Consider the following 17,608-nt stretch of genomic DNA (forward strand, 5'->3'; position numbering starts at 1 on the left):
TCGTGTTCTCGCTCATGCCGCGCTCCTCATGCGGTCGGCCAGCAGATCCGAGATGGCGTGGACGGTACGGAGCGTCGGCACCGGCACGCCGGTGATCTCGGCCAGCTCCACGACGGCCGCGAGCAGCACGTCGAGTTCAAGGGGCTTGCCGCGCTCCAGGTCCTGGAGTGTCGAGGTGCGGTGGTCGCCCACGCGCTCGGCGCCCGCGAGGCGCCGCTCGACGGAGATGTCGGGGCGGCAGCCGAGTGCCGCCGCGACGGTGAGCGTCTCGTTCATCATGATCTCGATGACACGGCGCGTGCCGCCGTGCAGGCACATCTCACGCATCGTGGCGCGGGAGAGCGCGCTGATCGGGTTGAACGAGATGTTGCCGAGCAGTTTGATCCAGATGTCACCGCGCAGTTCGGGCTCCACGGGGCACTTGAGGCCGCCCGCCTGCATCGCCTCGCTGAAGGCGAGACAGCGCTCGGAGCGCGAGCGGTCGGGCTCCCCGATGGAGAACCTGGTGCCTTCCAAGTGCCTGACGACTCCCGGACCTTCGAGCTCGGTCGCCGCGTACACCACACACCCGATGGCCCGTTCGGGCGCGATCACCGCACTGACCGCGCCCTCGGGATCCACGCTGCTGACGCGGTGGCCGTCGTGCGGGCCGCCGTGCCGGTGGAAGTACCACCAGGGGATGCCGTTCTGGGCGGCGATCACCGCCGTCTTGTCGTGCAGGAGCGGCTCGATCAGCGGCCCGCACGCCGCGTACGAGTTGGCCTTCAGGCCCAGGAAGACGAAGTCGACGGGGCCGATGTCGGCAGGGTCGTCGGTGGCGTGGGCCCGCGCGGTGAAGTCGCCGCGCGGGCTGTGGACACGTACTCCGTGCTGCCTCATGGCCGCCAAATGCGGTCCACGGGCGACGAGATGGACGTCGGCACCGGCGCGGTGCAGCGCGGCTCCGACGTAGGCGCCGATCGCACCGGCGCCGAGGACTGCGACTTTCACGGTGGCGCGCTCCGTTCGGTTGAGGGATCCGAAGAAGGCTCAGGTTCGACATCACGCGTGATGAACTGTCGATGGAATATTGTCTACAGTATGGAAGTTGGCCCAGCAAGGGGTCGCGCGGCACATTGCATACCGTCGACGAAAACACCCTGGGCTCTTCCCAACTCACCTCTTTGATTCCTAGTGTTCGGGATCATGAGGCCCCCCGTCGCACCTCCGGGATGGAGCCGCTGGCTCGTACCGCCCGCCGCCCTGTCCGTCCACCTCTCCATCGGCCAGGCCTACGCCTGGAGCGTCTTCAAGCCCCCGCTGGAATCAGCGCTCCACCTCAGCGGCACGCAGAGCGCGCTCCCCTTCCAGCTCGGCATCGTGATGCTCGGCCTCTCGGCGGCCTTCGGCGGCACGCTCGTGGAGCGCAACGGTCCGCGCTGGGCGATGACGGTCGCCCTCGTCTGCTTCTCGTCCGGCTTCCTGATCGCGGCGCTCGGCGCGGCGCTCGGTCAGTACTGGCTGATCGTCTTCGGCTATGGCTTCGTCGGCGGCATCGGCCTGGGCATCGGCTACATCTCGCCCGTGTCGACCCTGATCAAGTGGTTCCCCGACCGCCCCGGCATGGCGACCGGCATCGCGATCATGGGCTTCGGCGGCGGCGCGCTCATCGCCTCGCCGTGGTCGGCGCAGATGCTGGAGTCCTTCGGCTCGGACTCCGACGGCATCGCCCTCGCGTTCCTCGTGCACGGCCTCACGTACGCCGTCTTCATGGCGCTCGGCGTGCTCCTGGTACGCGTGCCGCGTACGGAAGGGGCGCGGACCCCGGGCGCCCCCGGCGTGCTCGACGGGCCGCAGGTCTCCGCGCGGGCCGCCGTACGCACGCCCCAGTTCTGGTGCCTGTGGATCGTGCTCTGCATGAACGTGACCGCGGGCATCGGCATCCTGGAGAAGGCGGCGCCGATGATCACCGACTTCTTCTCGGACACCTCGACGCCGGTCTCGGCCGCCGCCGCTGCGGGCTTCGTCGCGCTGCTCTCCGCCGCCAACATGGCCGGGCGCATCGGCTGGTCGTCGACGTCCGACCTGATCGGCCGCAAGAACGTCTACCGCCTCTATCTGGGCGTCGGCGCGCTCATGTATCTGCTGATCGTCCAGTTCGGGGACGCGTCGAAGCCGCTCTTCATCGTCTGCGCCCTGGTGATCCTCTCCTTCTACGGAGGCGGCTTCGCCACGATCCCCGCGTATCTGAAGGACCTCTTCGGGACGTACCAGGTCGGCGCGATCCACGGCCGGCTCCTGACCGCCTGGTCCACCGCCGGTGTCCTCGGGCCGCTGATCGTCAACTGGGTCGCCGACCACCAGGAAGAGGCGGGCAAGCGCGGGGCGGGGCTCTACGGCCTCTCCCTCACGATCATGATCGGGCTGCTGATCGTCGGCTTCGTGGCGAACGAGTTCGTCCGCCCCGTCCATGCCCGCCACCACATTCCCGCCCCGAGGGAGGCCGCCCATGACGGCACCGACCAGCACGCCGCAAAGTAGTCCGCCCCGCCGCAGGGCGCTGATCGTCGGCGCCTGGCTCTGGGTGGGGGTTCCGCTCGCATATGGGGTGTATGAACTCGTACACAAGGCCACTCAGCTCTTCACCGGGTGACCCGATGATGAGAAGTGTCCAAAGCCCACGCCCGATTCCTGTCGCTTTACGTGTCCTGTTACTGGTGAGTCGCTGACCAGACTGGACGGTCCCGCATCTCCGGCAACAAGGGGGACCCGTTCATGCACGGCTCACGCATCGCCGCCGTCGGCCACTACCAGCCCGCCAAGATCCTCACCAACGAGGATCTGGCGGGCATGGTCGACACCAGCGACGAGTGGATCCGCTCCCGCGTGGGCATCCGCACCCGGCACATCGCGGGACCCGACGAGCCGGTGGACGAGCTCGCCGCGCACGCCGGGGCCAAGGCCGTGGCCGCCGCGGGCCTCGCGCCCGACGCCATCGACCTCGTCCTGGTCGCCACCTCCACGGCGATCGACCGCTCGCCGAACATGGCGGCGCGGGTCGCGGCCCGCCTCGGCATCCCGTCACCGGCCGCCATGGACATCAACGTGGTCTGCGCGGGCTTCACACACGCGCTCGCCACCGCCGACCACGCGGTGCGGGCCGGGGGCGCGACGCGTGCCCTGGTGATCGGCGCGGACAAGATGTCCGAGGTGGCGGACTGGACGGACCGCACCACCTGCGTCCTGGTCGGGGACGGGGCGGGCGCGGCCGTCGTCGAGGCGTGCGGACCCGGCGAGGAGCCCGGCATCGGCCCCGTGCTCTGGGGCTCGGTGCCCGAGATGGGCAACGCGGTCCGCATCGAAGGCACGCCCCCGCTCTTCGCGCAGGAGGGCCAGAGCGTCTACCGCTGGGCGACGACGCAGCTGCCGCCGCTCGCCCGCAAGGCCTGCGAGCGGGCCGGACTCACGCCCGCCGACCTGGCCGCTGTGGTCCTGCACCAGGCCAACCTGCGCATCATCGAGCCGCTCGCCGAGCGGATCGGCGCGGTCAACGCGGTCGTCGCGCGCGACGTCGTGAACTCGGGCAACACCTCGGCGGGCAGCATCCCGCTCGCCCTGTCCAAGCTGGTGGAGCGCGGCGAGATCGTCCATGGGGACCCGGTGCTGCTCTTCGGCTTCGGCGGGAACCTCTCGTACGCGGGCCAGGTCATCCGCTGCCCGTAGGCCCTGTCGTCACACTCCCGCCTGCCCCGTGACGCCCGGCACGGGGCTCCCTTCGGGAGACGACGGGAGTGTGAGGACAGGACCTGGCGCGGGCGATCACCGCCGCCGAGCCGTGTGACGGGACCGACTCCCCCTGGTACTGGCCATTGTGCTCAGTAGACTGTAGACAAAAGGCAATCGTCGAGGAGGGGACCGCGATGTTGTCCACAGGACTGCCGCAGGGGGCGGTGCCCAAGCTGGAACGCCCTGGTCCGCTCCGTGAGCGGGTCTACGAAGCGCTGCTCGAACTCATCACGACCCGCGCGCTCCAGCCGGGCCAGCACCTCGTGGAGAGCGAACTGGCCGGGCATCTGGGGGTGTCGCGGCAGCCGGTGCGCGAGGCACTGCAGCGGCTCAACACCGAGGGCTGGGTCGACCTGCGCCCCGCGCAGGGCGCGTTCGTGCACGAGCCCACCGAGGAGGAGGCGGACCAGCTGCTCACGGTCCGTACGCTCCTGGAGGCGGAGGCCGCCCGGCTCGCCGCGGCCAACACCGGCACCGCCGGGATCACCGCGCTGGAGGAGCTGTGCGCCAAGGGTGAACAGGCCGTCGCGGACGGGGAGGTCGACCTGGTGGTGGCCACGAACGCGGCGTTCCACGCCAAGGTCATGGAGCTCGCGGGCAATGTCGTCCTGGCCGAACTCGCCGGACAGGTGGACCGCCGCGTGCGCTGGTACTACACGCCGGTGGCCCGCCAGCGCGGCAAGCAGTCCTGGATCGAGCACCGCCGGCTGATCGCGGCGATCGCCGACCGCGACGAGGGCCGGGCCACGGAGATCATGCGCGCGCACACGGAGCACACGCGCGAGACGTACCACCAGCGGGACCGCGACGCCTGACGCATCAGGCGCGAGCGGCGGGCAGCCACGGCGTGGACCACCGATGAGGTGGCCGGCCGTGGCTCTGTCGTCGTCGGCCGGTGTCTCCGCGGCTGGAGCGCCCGGGACGCGTCTGTCCGTCTCTTTGTCCTGTGACTGGAGAAAGTCATGGGTAATTCGTGCGCAACTTCTTCCCACTCCCGGCAGGCGCTGCTACGTTCCCCTCGAAAGCCCGACGAGAAGAACGAAAGCCGGGCGTGACGACATGAGTTGCCCGATGAGGCGGGGAGGGGCGCGTGAGACGTATGACGGCTCGACCCGCCAATGCGCACCAGGCGCGACTGCTGCGGCTGCTGCGTGACGGAGGGCCCAACTCCCGTGCCCAGCTGGGCGATCAGGTCGACCTCTCGCGGTCGAAGCTGGCCGTCGAGGTGGACCGGCTCCTGGAGACCGGACTCGTGGTCGCCGACGGACTCGCCGCCTCGCGCGGCGGCCGCCGCTCCCACAACATCCGCCTGGCCCCCGCCCTCCGCTTCCTCGGCGTGGACATCGGCGCGACCTCGGTCGACGTAGCGGTGACCAACGCCGAGCTGGAGGTACTCGGCCACATCAACCAGCCCATGGACGTGCGCGAAGGCCCGGTCGCGGTCTTCGAGCAAGTCCTCGCCATGGCGGCCAAGTTGAAGGCCTCCGGGCTCGCGGAAGGATTCGACGGCGCCGGGATCGGCGTCCCGGGTCCCGTCCGCTTCCCCGAAGGTGTCCCGGTCGCCCCGCCGATCATGCCGGGGTGGGACGGCTTTCCCGTACGGGAGGCCATCAGCCAGGATCTGGGCTGCCCCGTCATGGTCGACAACGACGTGAACCTGATGGCGATGGGGGAACAGCACGCGGGCGTCGCACGCTCCGTGGGCGACTTCCTCTGCGTCAAGATCGGTACGGGCATCGGCTGTGGGATCGTCGTCGGCAGCGAGGTCTACCGAGGGGTCACCGGCAGCGCGGGCGACATCGGACACATCCAGGTCGAACCGGACGGGCGGCCCTGTGCCTGCGGCAACAAGGGCTGCCTGGAGGCGTACTTCAGCGGTGCGGCACTCGCCCGCGAGGCGGAGGACGCCGCGGGATCCGGGCTCTCCCAGGAGCTCGCGACCCGTCTGGAAGCCGCAGGGAAGCTCAGCGCGGTCGACGTCGCCGCGGCGGCCGCCGCCGGTGACGCCGCCGCACTCGACCTCATCCGCGCGGGCGGCAACCGCACCGGCCAGGTCATCGCGGGACTCGTCAGCTTCTTCAACCCCGGCCTCGTGGTCATCGGCGGCGGTGTGACCGGCCTCGGCCACACGCTGCTCGCCGCCATCCGCACACAGGTCTACCGCCAGTCGCTGCCCCTGGCGACCGGCAACCTCCCCATCGTCCTGGGCGAGTTGGGGCCGACCGCCGGAGTCATCGGCGGCGCCCGGCTCATCAGCGACCACCTGTTCTCACCGGCCTGACCGGTACGTACGACCTGTACGACCCGCAAGACCCATAAGGCGCCACGCACCACACCTCACCCAGTACAGCGCGCTGCCCCGCCCTGCTCCGAAACAGGCCCCACACCCGAAGGGGGCCACCGCCCTACCCCGCCCTGCCCTGAAACCGGCCGCACCCGCCGCACCCGCCCAAGGGAACCGTCATGGCACCAGAACCACCGCTGCTCACCATGTCCGGCATCACCAAGTCGTTCCCCGGCGTCCGCGCCCTCGACGGCGTCGACCTCCAGGTCTTGGCCGGCGAAGTGCACTGCCTCCTCGGCCAGAACGGCGCCGGAAAATCCACACTCATCAAGGTCCTCGCCGGAGCCCACCAGCCGGACGACGGCGAGATCGCCTGGCGCGGCGAGCGCACCACGCTCAAGTCGCCCATCGCCGCCATGCGCCTCGGCATCGCCACCATCTACCAGGAACTCGACCTGGTGGAGGGCTTGTCCGTCGCCGAGAACGTCCACCTCGGACATGAGCCGACCGCGGCCGGCTTCGTCGTGAAGGGGCGGGAGGCCAAGGCCTCAACGGCCTCTCTGCTCAAGCGACTTGGCCACGGCGAGATCGATCCGGGCACGCTCGTCGGCGACCTCTCCGCCGCCCAGCAGCAGATCGTGTCCATGGCCCGCGCCCTCTCCCACGAAGTGCGCCTCATCGTCATGGACGAGCCGTCGGCCGCCCTCGACCCGGACGAGGTCGACAACCTCTTCCGCATCGTCGGCGACCTCACGGCGGACGGCGTCGCCGTCGTCTACATCTCCCACCGCCTCGAAGAGATCCGCCGCATCGGCGACCGCGTCACCGTCCTCAAGGACGGCCGCGCGGTGGCAGGCGGTCTCCCCGCGAAGGAGACCCCGACCCGCGAGGTCGTCGCCCTGATGACGGGCCGCAACGTCGAGTACGTCTTCCCGGACCGCCCCGTCGAACCACCCACCACCGAAGCGGTGTTGAAGGTCTCGGGGCTGGCCCGTGCCGGTGAGTTCGAACCCCTCGACCTCGAACTGCGCCCCGGAGAGATCGTCGGCCTGGCCGGGCTCGTCGGCTCCGGACGCTCCGAGATACTGGAGACCATCTACGGAGCGCGCAAGGCGACCGCAGGTCAAGTGACGCTCGGCGGGCAGGTGTTGAAGCCCGGAAGCGTCCGTGCCGCCGTCCGCGCCGGAGTCGGGCTCGCCCCCGAGGAGCGCAAGGCGCAGGCCCTGCTGATGCTGGAGTCCGTCACCAACAACGTGTCGGTCTCCTCCATGTCCCGCTTCTCGCGCGGCGGTTGGCTCGACCGGGCCGCCGAGAAGAAGGCCGCACAGACCGCGACCCGCGAGCTGTCCCTGCGCCCCGACAACCCCGGCGCGCCCGTGCGCACGCTCTCCGGCGGCAACCAGCAGAAGGCCGTCCTGGCCCGCTGGCTGCTGCGCGGCTGCCGCGTCCTGCTGCTCGACGAGCCGACCCGCGGCGTGGACGTCGGCGCACGCGCCGAGCTGTACGCCGTGATCCGCCGCCTCGCCGACGACGGCCTCGCCGTCCTGCTCGTCTCCAGCGAAGTGCCCGAAGTCCTCGGCCTCGCCGACCGCGTCCTGGTCCTGCGCGAGGGCCGCGTCATCCACACGGCCCCGGCCCGTGACCTCGACGAACACCGCGTACTCGACCTCGTACTCGAAGGGAGCCCGGCGTCATGACGCAGCCCGCATCGCCGCCACGGCCCGCCACATCGAAGAGTGAACCGGCGGACGGCGCAAGCCCGTTGCGGACGCTCGCCGCACGTGCCGACGTGCGGACGCTGTCCCTGCTCGGTGTGCTCGCCGTCCTCATCCTGATCGGCGGAATCACCCAGCCCGACTCGTTCCTGGACACCGACAACGTCCAGCTGATCCTCACCCAGGCGTCCGTCATCGGCGTTGTCACCGTCGGCATGACCTTCGTGATCATCTCCGGGGGCATCGACCTGTCGGTCGGGGCGATCGTCGCGCTGGCCTCGGTGTGGGCGACGACGGTGGCCACCCAGGAGTACGGTTTCGCGGGCATCCTGTTCACCGCGGTGATCGTCGGCATGGCCTGCGGCCTCGTCAACGGCCTGCTCATCGCGTACGGCGGGATGGTGCCGTTCATCGCGACGCTCGCCATGCTGGCGTCGGGCCGCGGCCTCGCCCTGCAGATCACCGACGGCAAGACCCAAATGGTGACCGTGGACGGGGTGTTGAAGCTCGGTGAGCGCGACTCCTACATCCTTGGTATACCCCCGCTCGTGCTCGTCTTCGCGGCCGTCACCGTGATCGGCTGGCTGCTCCTGAACCGCACCACCTTCGGCCGCCGCTCGGTCGCGGTCGGCGGCAACGCGGAAGCCGCGCGCCTGGCCGGCATCGACGTACGCAGGCAGCGTCTCTACCTCTACCTGCTCTCCGGCCTGTGCTGCGGCATCGCGGCCTTCCTGCTGATCATCCTCTCCGGGTCGGGCCAGAACACCAACGGCAACCTCTACGAGCTCGACGCCATCGCCGCGGCGATCATCGGCGGCACCCTGCTCAGCGGCGGCCGGGGCACCATCACCGGCTCCGTGCTCGGCGTACTGATCTTCATGACGATCACCAACATCTTCGCGCTCAACAACCTGCAGAGCGACGTCCAGCAGATCGCCAAGGGGGCGATCATCGTCGCCGCGGTGCTCGTCCAGCGGCGTACGGCCTCAACTCATTGACGCGACACCCGCATTGAAACCCGCATTGAAACCTGCATTGACACCCGATCCCTGACCCGCAGACCCGAAGGGTTCACCGCCATGCCAGACACATCCCCATTCGCGAGCCGCAGAGGACTGCTCTTCGGAGCCGCCGCCCTGTCGACCGGTGCCCTCATCACGGGGTGCACCAGCAACGAGCCCAAGGACGAGGGGTCGGACGACAAGGATCAGCCGGTCGCCGACGACAAGCCCGGCAAGAAGGTCACCATCGGCTTCGCGGGCCCGCAGGCCGACCACGGCTGGCTCAACGCGATCAACGACAACGCCAAGGAGCGGGCGGAGAAGTACTCGGACGTCACGCTGGAGTCCACCGAGGGCTCCAATGACACCGCCGCCCAGATCGGCCAGGTCGAGACGCTGATCAACAAGAAGGTCGACGTCCTGGTGATCCTGCCGGCCGACGGCAAGGCGCTCACCCAGGTCGGCCTGAAGGCCATGCGGGCGGGCATCCCCGTCGTCAACCTCGACCGCGTCTTCGCCACGCCGCAGGCCTACCGCTGCTGGATCGGCGGCGACAACTACGGCATGGGCCTGAGCGCCGGCCACTACATCGGCGAGAAGCTCAAGGGCAAGAAGAACGCCAAGGTCATCGAGCTGGCTGGACTCGACAACCTCGAGCTCACCAAGCAGCGCACGAAGGGCTTCGACGACGCCCTGAAGAACTACTCGAACATCGAGAAGGTCGCCCGGCAGGCCGCCGAGTTCACCGTCGAGTCCGGTCAGTCGAAGATGTCCCAACTCCTGCAGGCGCAGAAGAACTTCGACGCCCTGTGGAACCACGACGACGACCAGGGCGTGGGCGCCCTGCGCGCCATCAAGCAGGCGGGCCGCGACGACTTCCTGATGGTTGGCGGCGCGGGCGCGCTCTCCGCCTTCCAGGCCATCGAGTCCGACGACAGCGTGCTCAAGGCCACCGTGCTCTACCCGCCGTCCATGGCGGCGTCGGCGATCGACCTGGCCCGCGCGCTCGGCCAGAGCAAGGGCGTCAGCGGCATGGCCGAGTTCGAGATCCCGGCCTTCATCACCTGCTACTCGGCCGTGGTCGACAAGGAAAACATCAGCAAGTACATGTCCACCGGCTTCAAGTGATGCGCGCGTCCGCACCCCCCACCGAGCGTCGACGAGGAGGAGTACCGCATGCGTGAGACGGAACACGAGGCTGGGACAGGTAAGCGGCCGTTGGGGGTGGGCATGGTCGGATACGCCTTCATGGGTGCCGCCCACTCCCAGGGCTGGCGCACCGTCGGACGCGTCTTCGATCTGCCGGTACGGCCGGTCCTCTCGGCGCTCTGCGGACGCGACGGCGCCGCGGCGCGCGCCGCGGCGGACCGGCTCGGCTGGGCGGCCGCGGAGACCGACTGGCGCGCCCTCGTGGCCCGTGACGACGTCGACCTGATCGACATCTGCACCCCCGGCGACAGCCACGCGGAGATCGCGATCGCCGCGCTCGACGCGGGCAAGCACGTGCTGTGCGAGAAGCCGCTCGCCAACACCGTCGAGGAGGCCGAGGCGATGGCCGAAGCCGCCGAACGGGCGCGTGCGCGGGGGCAGGTGGCGATGGTCGGCTTCAACTACCGCCGCGTGCCCGCTCTCGCGCTCGCCCGGCAGATGGTCGCCGACGGGCGGCTCGGCACGCTGCGGCACGTCCGTCTCACGTACCTCCAGGACTGGCTGGTCGACCCCGCGTTCCCGCTGACGTGGCGGCTGCGCAAGGACCGCGCGGGCTCGGGGGCGCTCGGCGACCTCGGAGCCCACATCGTGGACCTCGCGCAGTTTCTGGTGGGGGAGCCGGTGGCGGGGGTCTCGGCGCTGACCGAGACGTTCGTCCGGGAGCGGCCGTTGCTCGACGGCGCGTCGAGCGGGCTCACGGCGGAGGGCGGCTCCGCGACCGGTCAGGTCACGGTGGACGACGCCGCGGTCTTCACGGGCCGTTTCCCGTCCGGCGCCCTCGCCTCCTTCGAGGCGACCCGTTTCGCCGCGGGCCGCAAGAACGCGCTGCAGCTCGAACTCAACGGATCCGAGGGGTCGTTGGCCTTCGACCTGGAGCGTCTGAACGAGCTCTCCTTCCACGACCACACCGAGCCCGCCACGTCATCGGGCTTCCGTCGCATCCTGGTGACCGAGCCCGGCCACCCCTACCTGGAGGCCTGGTGGCCGCCGGGTCACGGCCTCGGCTACGAGCACACGTTCGTGCACCAGGCGCGCGACCTGCTGCACGCCATCGCCACGGGGCAGCAGCCCGAACCGTCCTTCGCGGCGGGTCTGTCGGTGCAGCGGGTGCTCTCCGCCGTGGAGGAGAGCGCGGCGAAGAACTCGGTCTACACCCTCGTAGCTTCCACCCCCGTCACGGTCTGAGGAGGCCTGTTCATGCCCCGCGACTTCACGCTGTTCACCGGTCAGTGGGCCGACCTGCCGCTGGAGGAGGTCTGCCGCCTCGCCCGCGACTTCGGCTATGACGGTCTCGAACTCGCCTGCTGGGGCGACCACTTCGAGGTCGACAAGGCGCTCAGCGACCGTTCCTATCTGGACTCGCGCCACCAGCTCCTCGACAAGTACGGCCTCAAGTGCTGGGCCATCTCGAACCACCTGGTCGGCCAGGCCGTCTGCGACGCGATCATCGACGAGCGGCATCAGGCGATCCTGCCGGCCCGCATCTGGGGCGACGGCGAGGCGGAGGGCGTGCGGCAGCGTGCCGCCCGCGAGATCGAGGACACGGCGCGCGCGGCGGCTGCCTTCGGCGTCGACACGGTCGTCGGCTTCACCGGCTCGGCGATCTGGCATCTGGTGGCGATGTTCCCGCCCGCGCCGGAGACGATGATCGAGCGCGGCTACGACGACTTCGCCGAGCGCTGGAACCCCATCCTCGACGTCTTCGACGTACAGGGCGTGCGCTTCGCGCATGAGGTGCATCCCTCGGAGATCGCGTACGACTACTGGACGACGCAGCGCGCCATGGAGGCGGTCGACCACCGTACGGCGTTCGGCCTGAACTTCGACCCCTCGCACTTCGTCTGGCAGGACCTGGACCCGGTCGGCTTCCTCTACGACTTCCGGGACCGGATCTACCACGTCGACTGCAAGGAGGCGAGGCGCCGCCTCGACGGCCGCAACGGCCGCCTGGGCTCGCACCTCCCGTGGGGTGACCCGCGCCGCGGATGGGACTTCGTGTCCGCGGGCCACGGTGACGTCCCGTGGGAGGACGTCTTCCGGATGCTGGGCTCGATCGCGTACGAAGGACCGATCTCGGTGGAGTGGGAGGACGCGGGGATGGACCGCCTCCAGGGGGCGCCCGAGGCGTTGAAGCGCCTGAAGGCGTACGACTTCGAGCCGCCGACGGCGTCCTTCGACGCGGCGTTCGGCGGGAACTGACCACCACCGGCCCCGACTCCCGCGGTGCCACTTTGTCCTGTCCAAGGAAAAAGCTGAACTCTGTTGCTGTGCAAGGGCTTTCCGTCCGAGACAAACGTGGCTACCGTCCCTGATGTGTACAGGACATGAATCTTCCGGGGTGACGGCGCACCCCGGCGCCCGGCGCTCCCGCACCACACCCGCGTACGACTGTCCCCCTTACCGGAGGAACCCCCGTGCACAGGAAACGCCTGAGACTCCGCAAAACCCTCGCCCTCTTCACCGGCACCCTGCTGGCCGGTGCCACCCTCAGCCTCACCGCCCCCACCGCGAACGCCGCCGACCCGGAGGCGATCCGGGCCGCCCAGGCCCAGGCGGACAAGGCCGCGGCGGCACCGGTGGCCGAAGACTTCCAGCAAGTGACCCTCGCCAAGGGCGAACCCGAGACGGGCGAGCCGATGACACTCGCCGTCCTGCCCGACCGCTCGGTCCTGCACACCTCCCGCGACGGCACGCTCCGCCTCACGGACTCCGCGGGCAACACCAAGATCGCGGGCAAGATACCGGTCTACACGCACGACGAAGAAGGCCTCCAAGGCGTCGGCCTCGACCCGAAGTTCTCCGAGAACCGCGCGATCTACCTCTACTACGCGCCCCCGCTCGACACCCCGGCGGGCGACGCGCCGGAGACCGGCACGGCCGAGGACTTCAAGAAGTTCGACGGCGTCAACCGCCTCTCCCGCTTCGTCCTGAAGGCCGACGGAACCCTCGACAACGCCAGCGAGAAGAAGGTCCTCGACGTCCCCGCGAGCCGCGGCATCTGCTGCCACGTCGGCGGTGACATCGACTTCGACAAGGACGGCAACCTCTACCTCTCGACGGGCGACGACTCCAACCCCTTCGCCTCGGACGGCTTCACACCGATCGACGAGCGCGCGGACCGCAACCCCGCCTTCGACGCCCGCCGCAGCGCCGGCAACAGCAACGACCTGCGCGGCAAGATCCTGCGCATCAAGGTCGCCGACGACGGCACGTACACCGTCCCGGACGGCAACCTCTTCGCGCCGGGCACCGAGAAGACCCGTCCCGAGATCTACGCGATGGGCTTCCGCAACCCCTTCCGCATGAGCGTCGACAAGCCCACCGGCACGGTGTACGTCGGTGACTACGGCCCCGACGCCGGAGCGGCCGACCCCAAGCGCGGCCCCGCGGGACAGGTCGAGTTCGCCCGCGTGACCAAGCCGGGCAACTTCGGCTGGCCGTACTGCACCGGCAAGAACGACGCGTACATCGACTACGACTTCGCCACGCAGACCTCCGGCGCCGCCTTCGACTGCGCAGCGCCGAAGAACGACTCGGTGCACAACACGGGCCTGACCGATCTGCCCGCCGCGCAGGAAGCCTGGATTCCGTACGACGGAGGCTCCGTCCCCGAGTTCGGCTCCGGCTCCGAGTCCCCGATGGGCGGCCCCGTCTACCGCTATGACGCGGCGAACACCTCCCCGGTGAAGTTCCCGGAGGCGTACGACGGCGACTTCTTCGCCGGAGAGTTCGGACGGCGCTGGATCAAGCGCATCGAGCAGGGCGCGGACGGCACGGTCTCGAAGATCAACCCGTTCCCGTGGACCGGCACACAGATCATGGACATGGAGTTCGGCCCCGACGGCGCGCTGTACGTCCTCGACTACGGCACCGCCTGGTTCGGCGGCGACGAGAACTCCGGTCTCTTCCGCATCGAGAACGCCACCGACGGCCACTCGCCGGTCGTCGAGACCAGCGCCTCCGTGACCAGCGGTCAGGCCCCGCTCACGACCAAGTTCACCGCCAAGGCCACGGACGCCGACGGCGGGACACTGACCTACGCGTGGGACTTCGGCGACGGCGGCAAGTCGACCGAGCAGAACCCCTCGTACACGTACGAGAAGAACGGCGTCTACACCGCGACCGTGACCGTCAAGGACTCCACCGGACGCACCGGTTCGGCCAGCGCGCACCTCACCGTCGGCAACACCGCGCCCAAGGTGGCCCTGGAACTCCCCGGTGACGGGCAGCTGTTCACCTTCGGCGACAAGGTGCCCTTCAAGGTGAAGGTGACCGACCCGGAGGACGGACCGATCGACTGCACGAAGGTCAAGGTCACCCACATCCTCGGCCATGACAGCCACGGCCACCCGGTGACGTCGGCCAACGGCTGCGAGGGGACCCTCCAGACGTCCGCGGACGGCGAGCACGACCCGAACGCCAACATCTTCGGGGTCTTCGACGCCGAGTACACCGACAAGGGCGCGAACGGCCAGCCCGCGCTGACCACCCACGACCAGAACGTCGTCCAGCCCAAGCACCGCCAGGGCGAGCACTTCAACGACTCCAAGGGCGTCTCCGTGGCGAACCACACCCCGGCGCACGGCGGAAAGACGGTCGGCGAGATCAACAACGGCGACTGGATCTCCTTCAAGCCCTACATCCTCGGCAACGCCACCAAGCTGACCGCGCGCGTCGCGTCGGGCGGGGCGGGCGGCACGCTCGAGGTCCGCAGCGGATCGGCGAAGGGCAAGCTCCTGGGCAAGGCCACGGTCAAACCGACCGGCGGCTGGGAGACCTACGCCGACGTGAGTACCGCCATCAGCAAGGCACCCAAGAAGACCACGACGCTCTTCCTGGTCTTCAAGGGCAAGGGCACCGGAGCTCTGTACGACGTCGACGACTTCACCTTCACCACGAGCTGAGGAAGGGGTCACCATGCGCGCATCCGCACGGATCGCCATCGCGAGCGGCACCGCCGCTCTGCTCATCGGCTGCGTTTCGGGCCCCGCGGCCTCCAAGCCCGAGCCCTCGGGTTCGACGGGTCCGACAGCGGGCGAGAAGGTCCTGGTCTTCTCCAAGACCGCGGGCTTCCGCCACGACTCGATCCCCGACGGCATCGCGGCCATCAAGGAGCTCGGCGCGGCGGGCGGCTTCACCGTCGACGCGACCGAGGACGCCAAGGCCTTCACGGCCGAGAACCTGGCGCAGTACGACGCCGTGATCTGGCTCTCCACGACCGGCGACGTCCTCGACGGGAAGCAACAGGCGGCGTTCGAGGGCTACATCAAGAAGGGCGGCGGATACGTGGGCGTCCACGCCGCCGCCGACACCGAGTATGACTGGCCCTTCTACGGCGGGCTCGCGGGCGCGTACTTCCAGTCGCACCCCGCGATCCAGCCCGCGAAGGTGCAGGTCGAGGACCACGGGCACCCGGCCACCGCGCATCTGCCGGGGATCTGGGACCGGACCGACGAGTGGTACAACTACCGCTCCAATCCCCGGGACCGCGCCCACGTCCTCGCCTCGCTCGACGAGTCGTCCTACTCGGGCGGCTCCATGTCGGGCGACCATCCCATCGCCTGGTGCCAGGACTACCAGGGGGGCCGCTCCTTCTACACGGGCAGCGGTCACACCAAGGAGTCGTTCGCGGATCCCGCGTACCGCACGCATCTGCTCGGCGGGATCCGCTGGGCGACGGGTGCGGCGCAGGCCGACTGCCGTCCGGAGAAGGGCTACTCGCCGATCTTCGACGGCACGGCCAAGTCATTGGAGGCCTGGAAGCAGGCGGGCCCCGGCTCGTTCGCCCTGAACGAGGACGATGGCACCCTGACGACGGTCGGCGGCATGGGCATGCTCTGGTACGACGGGGCGAAGGAGCTCGGCTCCTACTCCCTCAAGCTGGACTGGCGCATGGAAGGCGACGACAACTCCGGGATCTTCGTGGGCTTCCCGGCCTCCGACGACCCCTGGTCGGCCGTGAACAACGGCTATGAGATCCAGATCGACGCCACGGACGTACCGGAGAAGACCACCGGTTCCGTCTACGGCTTCAAGTCCGCCGACCTGAAGAAGCGCGACAAGGCGCTGAACCCGGCGGGGGAGTGGAACACCTACGAGCTCCGGGTCGAGGGCGAACGCCTTCGGATCTATCTCAACGGAGTGAAGATCAACGACTTCACCAACACGGATCCTGCGAGGAGCCTGAAGGACGGTCACATCGGCATCCAGAACCACGGTGCCGACGACCAGGTCTCCTTCCGCGACATCCGGGTGAAGGACCTGCCGGCCCGCACCGCGTCCGGGGTGGGCCGCTAGACGACGGCGGGCGGAGGACGCCGGACCTCCGCCCGCCGTCTTTCTTCCCTGCGCGTTCGCGCGCGTACGACAGGAGGCAGCCGTGTCCAATTCCTCTTCCCCCTCTTCCACCTCTCCTTCTGTTGGTGGTCCGACTACCAGTGGTCCTACCGGGGTGTGGCTGATCGGGGCGCGAGGTTCGGTCGCCACGACGGCTGTCGCGGGATGCGCGGCCGTGGCGGCCGGTCTGCACCCGCCCACCGGCATGGTCACGGAGACCCGGCCGTTCGCGGACTGCGGCCTGCCAACGTTGTCGTCGCTCGTCTTCGGCGGCCACGACGTGATGGAGTGCCCGCTGCCCAAGCGTGCGGAGCAACTGGCAGCCGGGGGCGTGCTCCCGCACGGCGTCCCCTCGGCGGTGGGCGCGGAACTCGCCGCGGCGGACGCGGAGATCCGCACCGGCGGGCCGCGCCGCGGAGACTCCGACGGCAGGACGGACGAGGAACTGATCGATTCCTTCGCCGCCGACCTCCGCGATTTCGTACGCCGCCGAGGGCTGGCCCGTGCGGTGGTGGTGAACGTGGCTTCGACGGAACCGCTGCCCGCGGAGGGCGAGGGGCGGCTGCCCGCCAGCTCTCTCTACGCGGCGGCGGCGCTGCGGGCGGGCTGCCCGTACGTGAACTTCACCCCGTCGACGGGCCTGCACCACCCGGCACTCGCTGCGGCGGCCGCCGCGTCGGGGCTGCCCTACGCGGGCCGGGACGGCAAGACCGGCCAGACACTGCTCCGCTCGGTCCTCGGCCCGATGTTCGCCCAGCGGGCGCTGGCCGTCCGCGCCTGGTCGGGCACGAACCTCCTGGGCGGCGGCGACGGAGCGGCCCTCGCGGATCCGGCAGCGGCGGCGGCGAAGAACGCGGGCAAGGAGCGGGTGCTCGCGGACACGCTGGGCTCCGCCCCGGAGGGCGAGGTCCACATCGACGACGTCCCGTCGCTGGGTGACTGGAAGACCGCCTGGGACCACATCGCGTTCGACGGCTTCCTCGGCGCGCGGATGGTCCTCCAGACGACGTGGCAGGGCTGCGACTCGGCCCTCGCGGCACCTCTGATCCTGGACCTGGCCCGCTTGCTGGCCCGCGCCCACGAGAGGGGCCTGTCAGGCCCGTTGGGAGAACTGGGCTTCTACTTCAAGGACCCGGACGACGGCTCCTCATCGGCCCTCGCCGAGCAGTACACGGCACTCGCGGGGTTCGCTTCGCGGCTGCGGGGGGTGGGTGCGTGAGGGGCGTCGGTGGTGTCGGTGGTGTCGGTGGGGGTGCGGGCTCGGGGGCAGGCTCGGTTTCGGGGTCGGGTGCGGGCCG

Annotated in this window: 14 protein-coding genes; 13 read left to right on the plus strand and 1 reads right to left on the minus strand. The window is 69.8% G+C overall.

The window, feature by feature from the left end; translation table 11 throughout:
• Nucleotides 1-12: 12 nt before the first annotated feature.
• On the minus strand, nucleotides 13-990 hold the full coding sequence (locus AC5P1C_RS35805; RefSeq protein ID WP_493870165.1) for a 2-dehydropantoate 2-reductase: 978 nt from the start codon (nucleotides 988-990) through the stop codon (nucleotides 13-15).
• Between the two features lie 195 nt (nucleotides 991-1,185).
• Here AC5P1C_RS35805 and AC5P1C_RS35810 point away from each other — a divergent pair, with 195 nt between their 5' ends.
• From AC5P1C_RS35810 to AC5P1C_RS35870, 13 genes are all read left to right on the plus strand, one after another.
• A complete protein-coding gene (locus AC5P1C_RS35810; RefSeq protein WP_493870166.1) occupies nucleotides 1,186-2,520 on the plus strand; it encodes an OFA family MFS transporter in 1,335 nt (444 codons plus the stop codon).
• Nucleotides 2,489-2,632 (plus strand): MFS transporter small subunit, encoded by a 144-nt coding sequence (locus AC5P1C_RS35815; protein ID WP_493870167.1) that lies wholly within the window; start codon nucleotides 2,489-2,491, stop codon nucleotides 2,630-2,632. The genes AC5P1C_RS35810 and AC5P1C_RS35815 overlap by 32 nt, the downstream gene beginning before the upstream one ends.
• A gap of 122 nt (nucleotides 2,633-2,754) precedes the next feature.
• Nucleotides 2,755-3,702, plus strand: coding sequence for a beta-ketoacyl-ACP synthase III (locus tag AC5P1C_RS35820; protein WP_493870168.1), 948 nt, complete (start codon nucleotides 2,755-2,757; stop codon nucleotides 3,700-3,702).
• Between the two features lie 197 nt (nucleotides 3,703-3,899).
• Nucleotides 3,900-4,580, plus strand: a complete 681-nt coding sequence (locus tag AC5P1C_RS35825) for a GntR family transcriptional regulator (protein WP_493870169.1) — start codon at nucleotides 3,900-3,902, stop codon at nucleotides 4,578-4,580.
• 284 nt (nucleotides 4,581-4,864) lie between these two features.
• Nucleotides 4,865-6,046: an ROK family transcriptional regulator gene (locus tag AC5P1C_RS35830; protein ID WP_493870170.1), complete on the plus strand. Its 1,182-nt coding sequence runs from the start codon at nucleotides 4,865-4,867 to the stop codon at nucleotides 6,044-6,046.
• Nucleotides 6,047-6,228: 182 nt separating this feature from the next.
• Nucleotides 6,229-7,746, plus strand: a complete 1,518-nt coding sequence (locus AC5P1C_RS35835; protein WP_493870171.1) for a sugar ABC transporter ATP-binding protein — start codon at nucleotides 6,229-6,231, stop codon at nucleotides 7,744-7,746.
• A complete protein-coding gene (locus AC5P1C_RS35840) occupies nucleotides 7,743-8,762 on the plus strand; it encodes an ABC transporter permease (protein WP_493870172.1) in 1,020 nt (339 codons plus the stop codon). The genes AC5P1C_RS35835 and AC5P1C_RS35840 overlap by 4 nt, the downstream gene beginning before the upstream one ends.
• Nucleotides 8,763-8,843: 81 nt before the next feature.
• Complete coding sequence (locus AC5P1C_RS35845; RefSeq protein ID WP_493870173.1) at nucleotides 8,844-9,893, plus strand: substrate-binding domain-containing protein; 1,050 nt, start codon at nucleotides 8,844-8,846, stop codon at nucleotides 9,891-9,893.
• 48 nt (nucleotides 9,894-9,941) lie between these two features.
• A complete protein-coding gene (locus tag AC5P1C_RS35850) occupies nucleotides 9,942-11,159 on the plus strand; it encodes a Gfo/Idh/MocA family protein (protein WP_493870174.1) in 1,218 nt (405 codons plus the stop codon).
• A 12-nt stretch (nucleotides 11,160-11,171) separates the two neighbouring features.
• Nucleotides 11,172-12,173 carry a sugar phosphate isomerase/epimerase family protein gene (locus AC5P1C_RS35855; protein ID WP_493870175.1) on the plus strand — a complete coding sequence of 334 codons (1,002 nt, stop codon included), beginning with the start codon at nucleotides 11,172-11,174 and terminating at the stop codon, nucleotides 12,171-12,173.
• Between the two features lie 215 nt (nucleotides 12,174-12,388).
• A complete protein-coding gene (locus AC5P1C_RS35860) occupies nucleotides 12,389-14,878 on the plus strand; it encodes a PQQ-dependent sugar dehydrogenase (protein WP_493870176.1) in 2,490 nt (829 codons plus the stop codon).
• Between the two features lie 13 nt (nucleotides 14,879-14,891).
• Complete coding sequence (locus AC5P1C_RS35865) at nucleotides 14,892-16,271, plus strand: ThuA domain-containing protein (protein ID WP_493870177.1); 1,380 nt, start codon at nucleotides 14,892-14,894, stop codon at nucleotides 16,269-16,271.
• A 154-nt stretch (nucleotides 16,272-16,425) separates the two neighbouring features.
• Nucleotides 16,426-17,529, plus strand: a complete 1,104-nt coding sequence (locus AC5P1C_RS35870) for an inositol-3-phosphate synthase (RefSeq protein WP_493870178.1) — start codon at nucleotides 16,426-16,428, stop codon at nucleotides 17,527-17,529.
• Nucleotides 17,530-17,608: the final 79 nt, after the last annotated feature.

It is taken from the genome of Streptomyces sp. A18 (assembly GCF_059026065.1).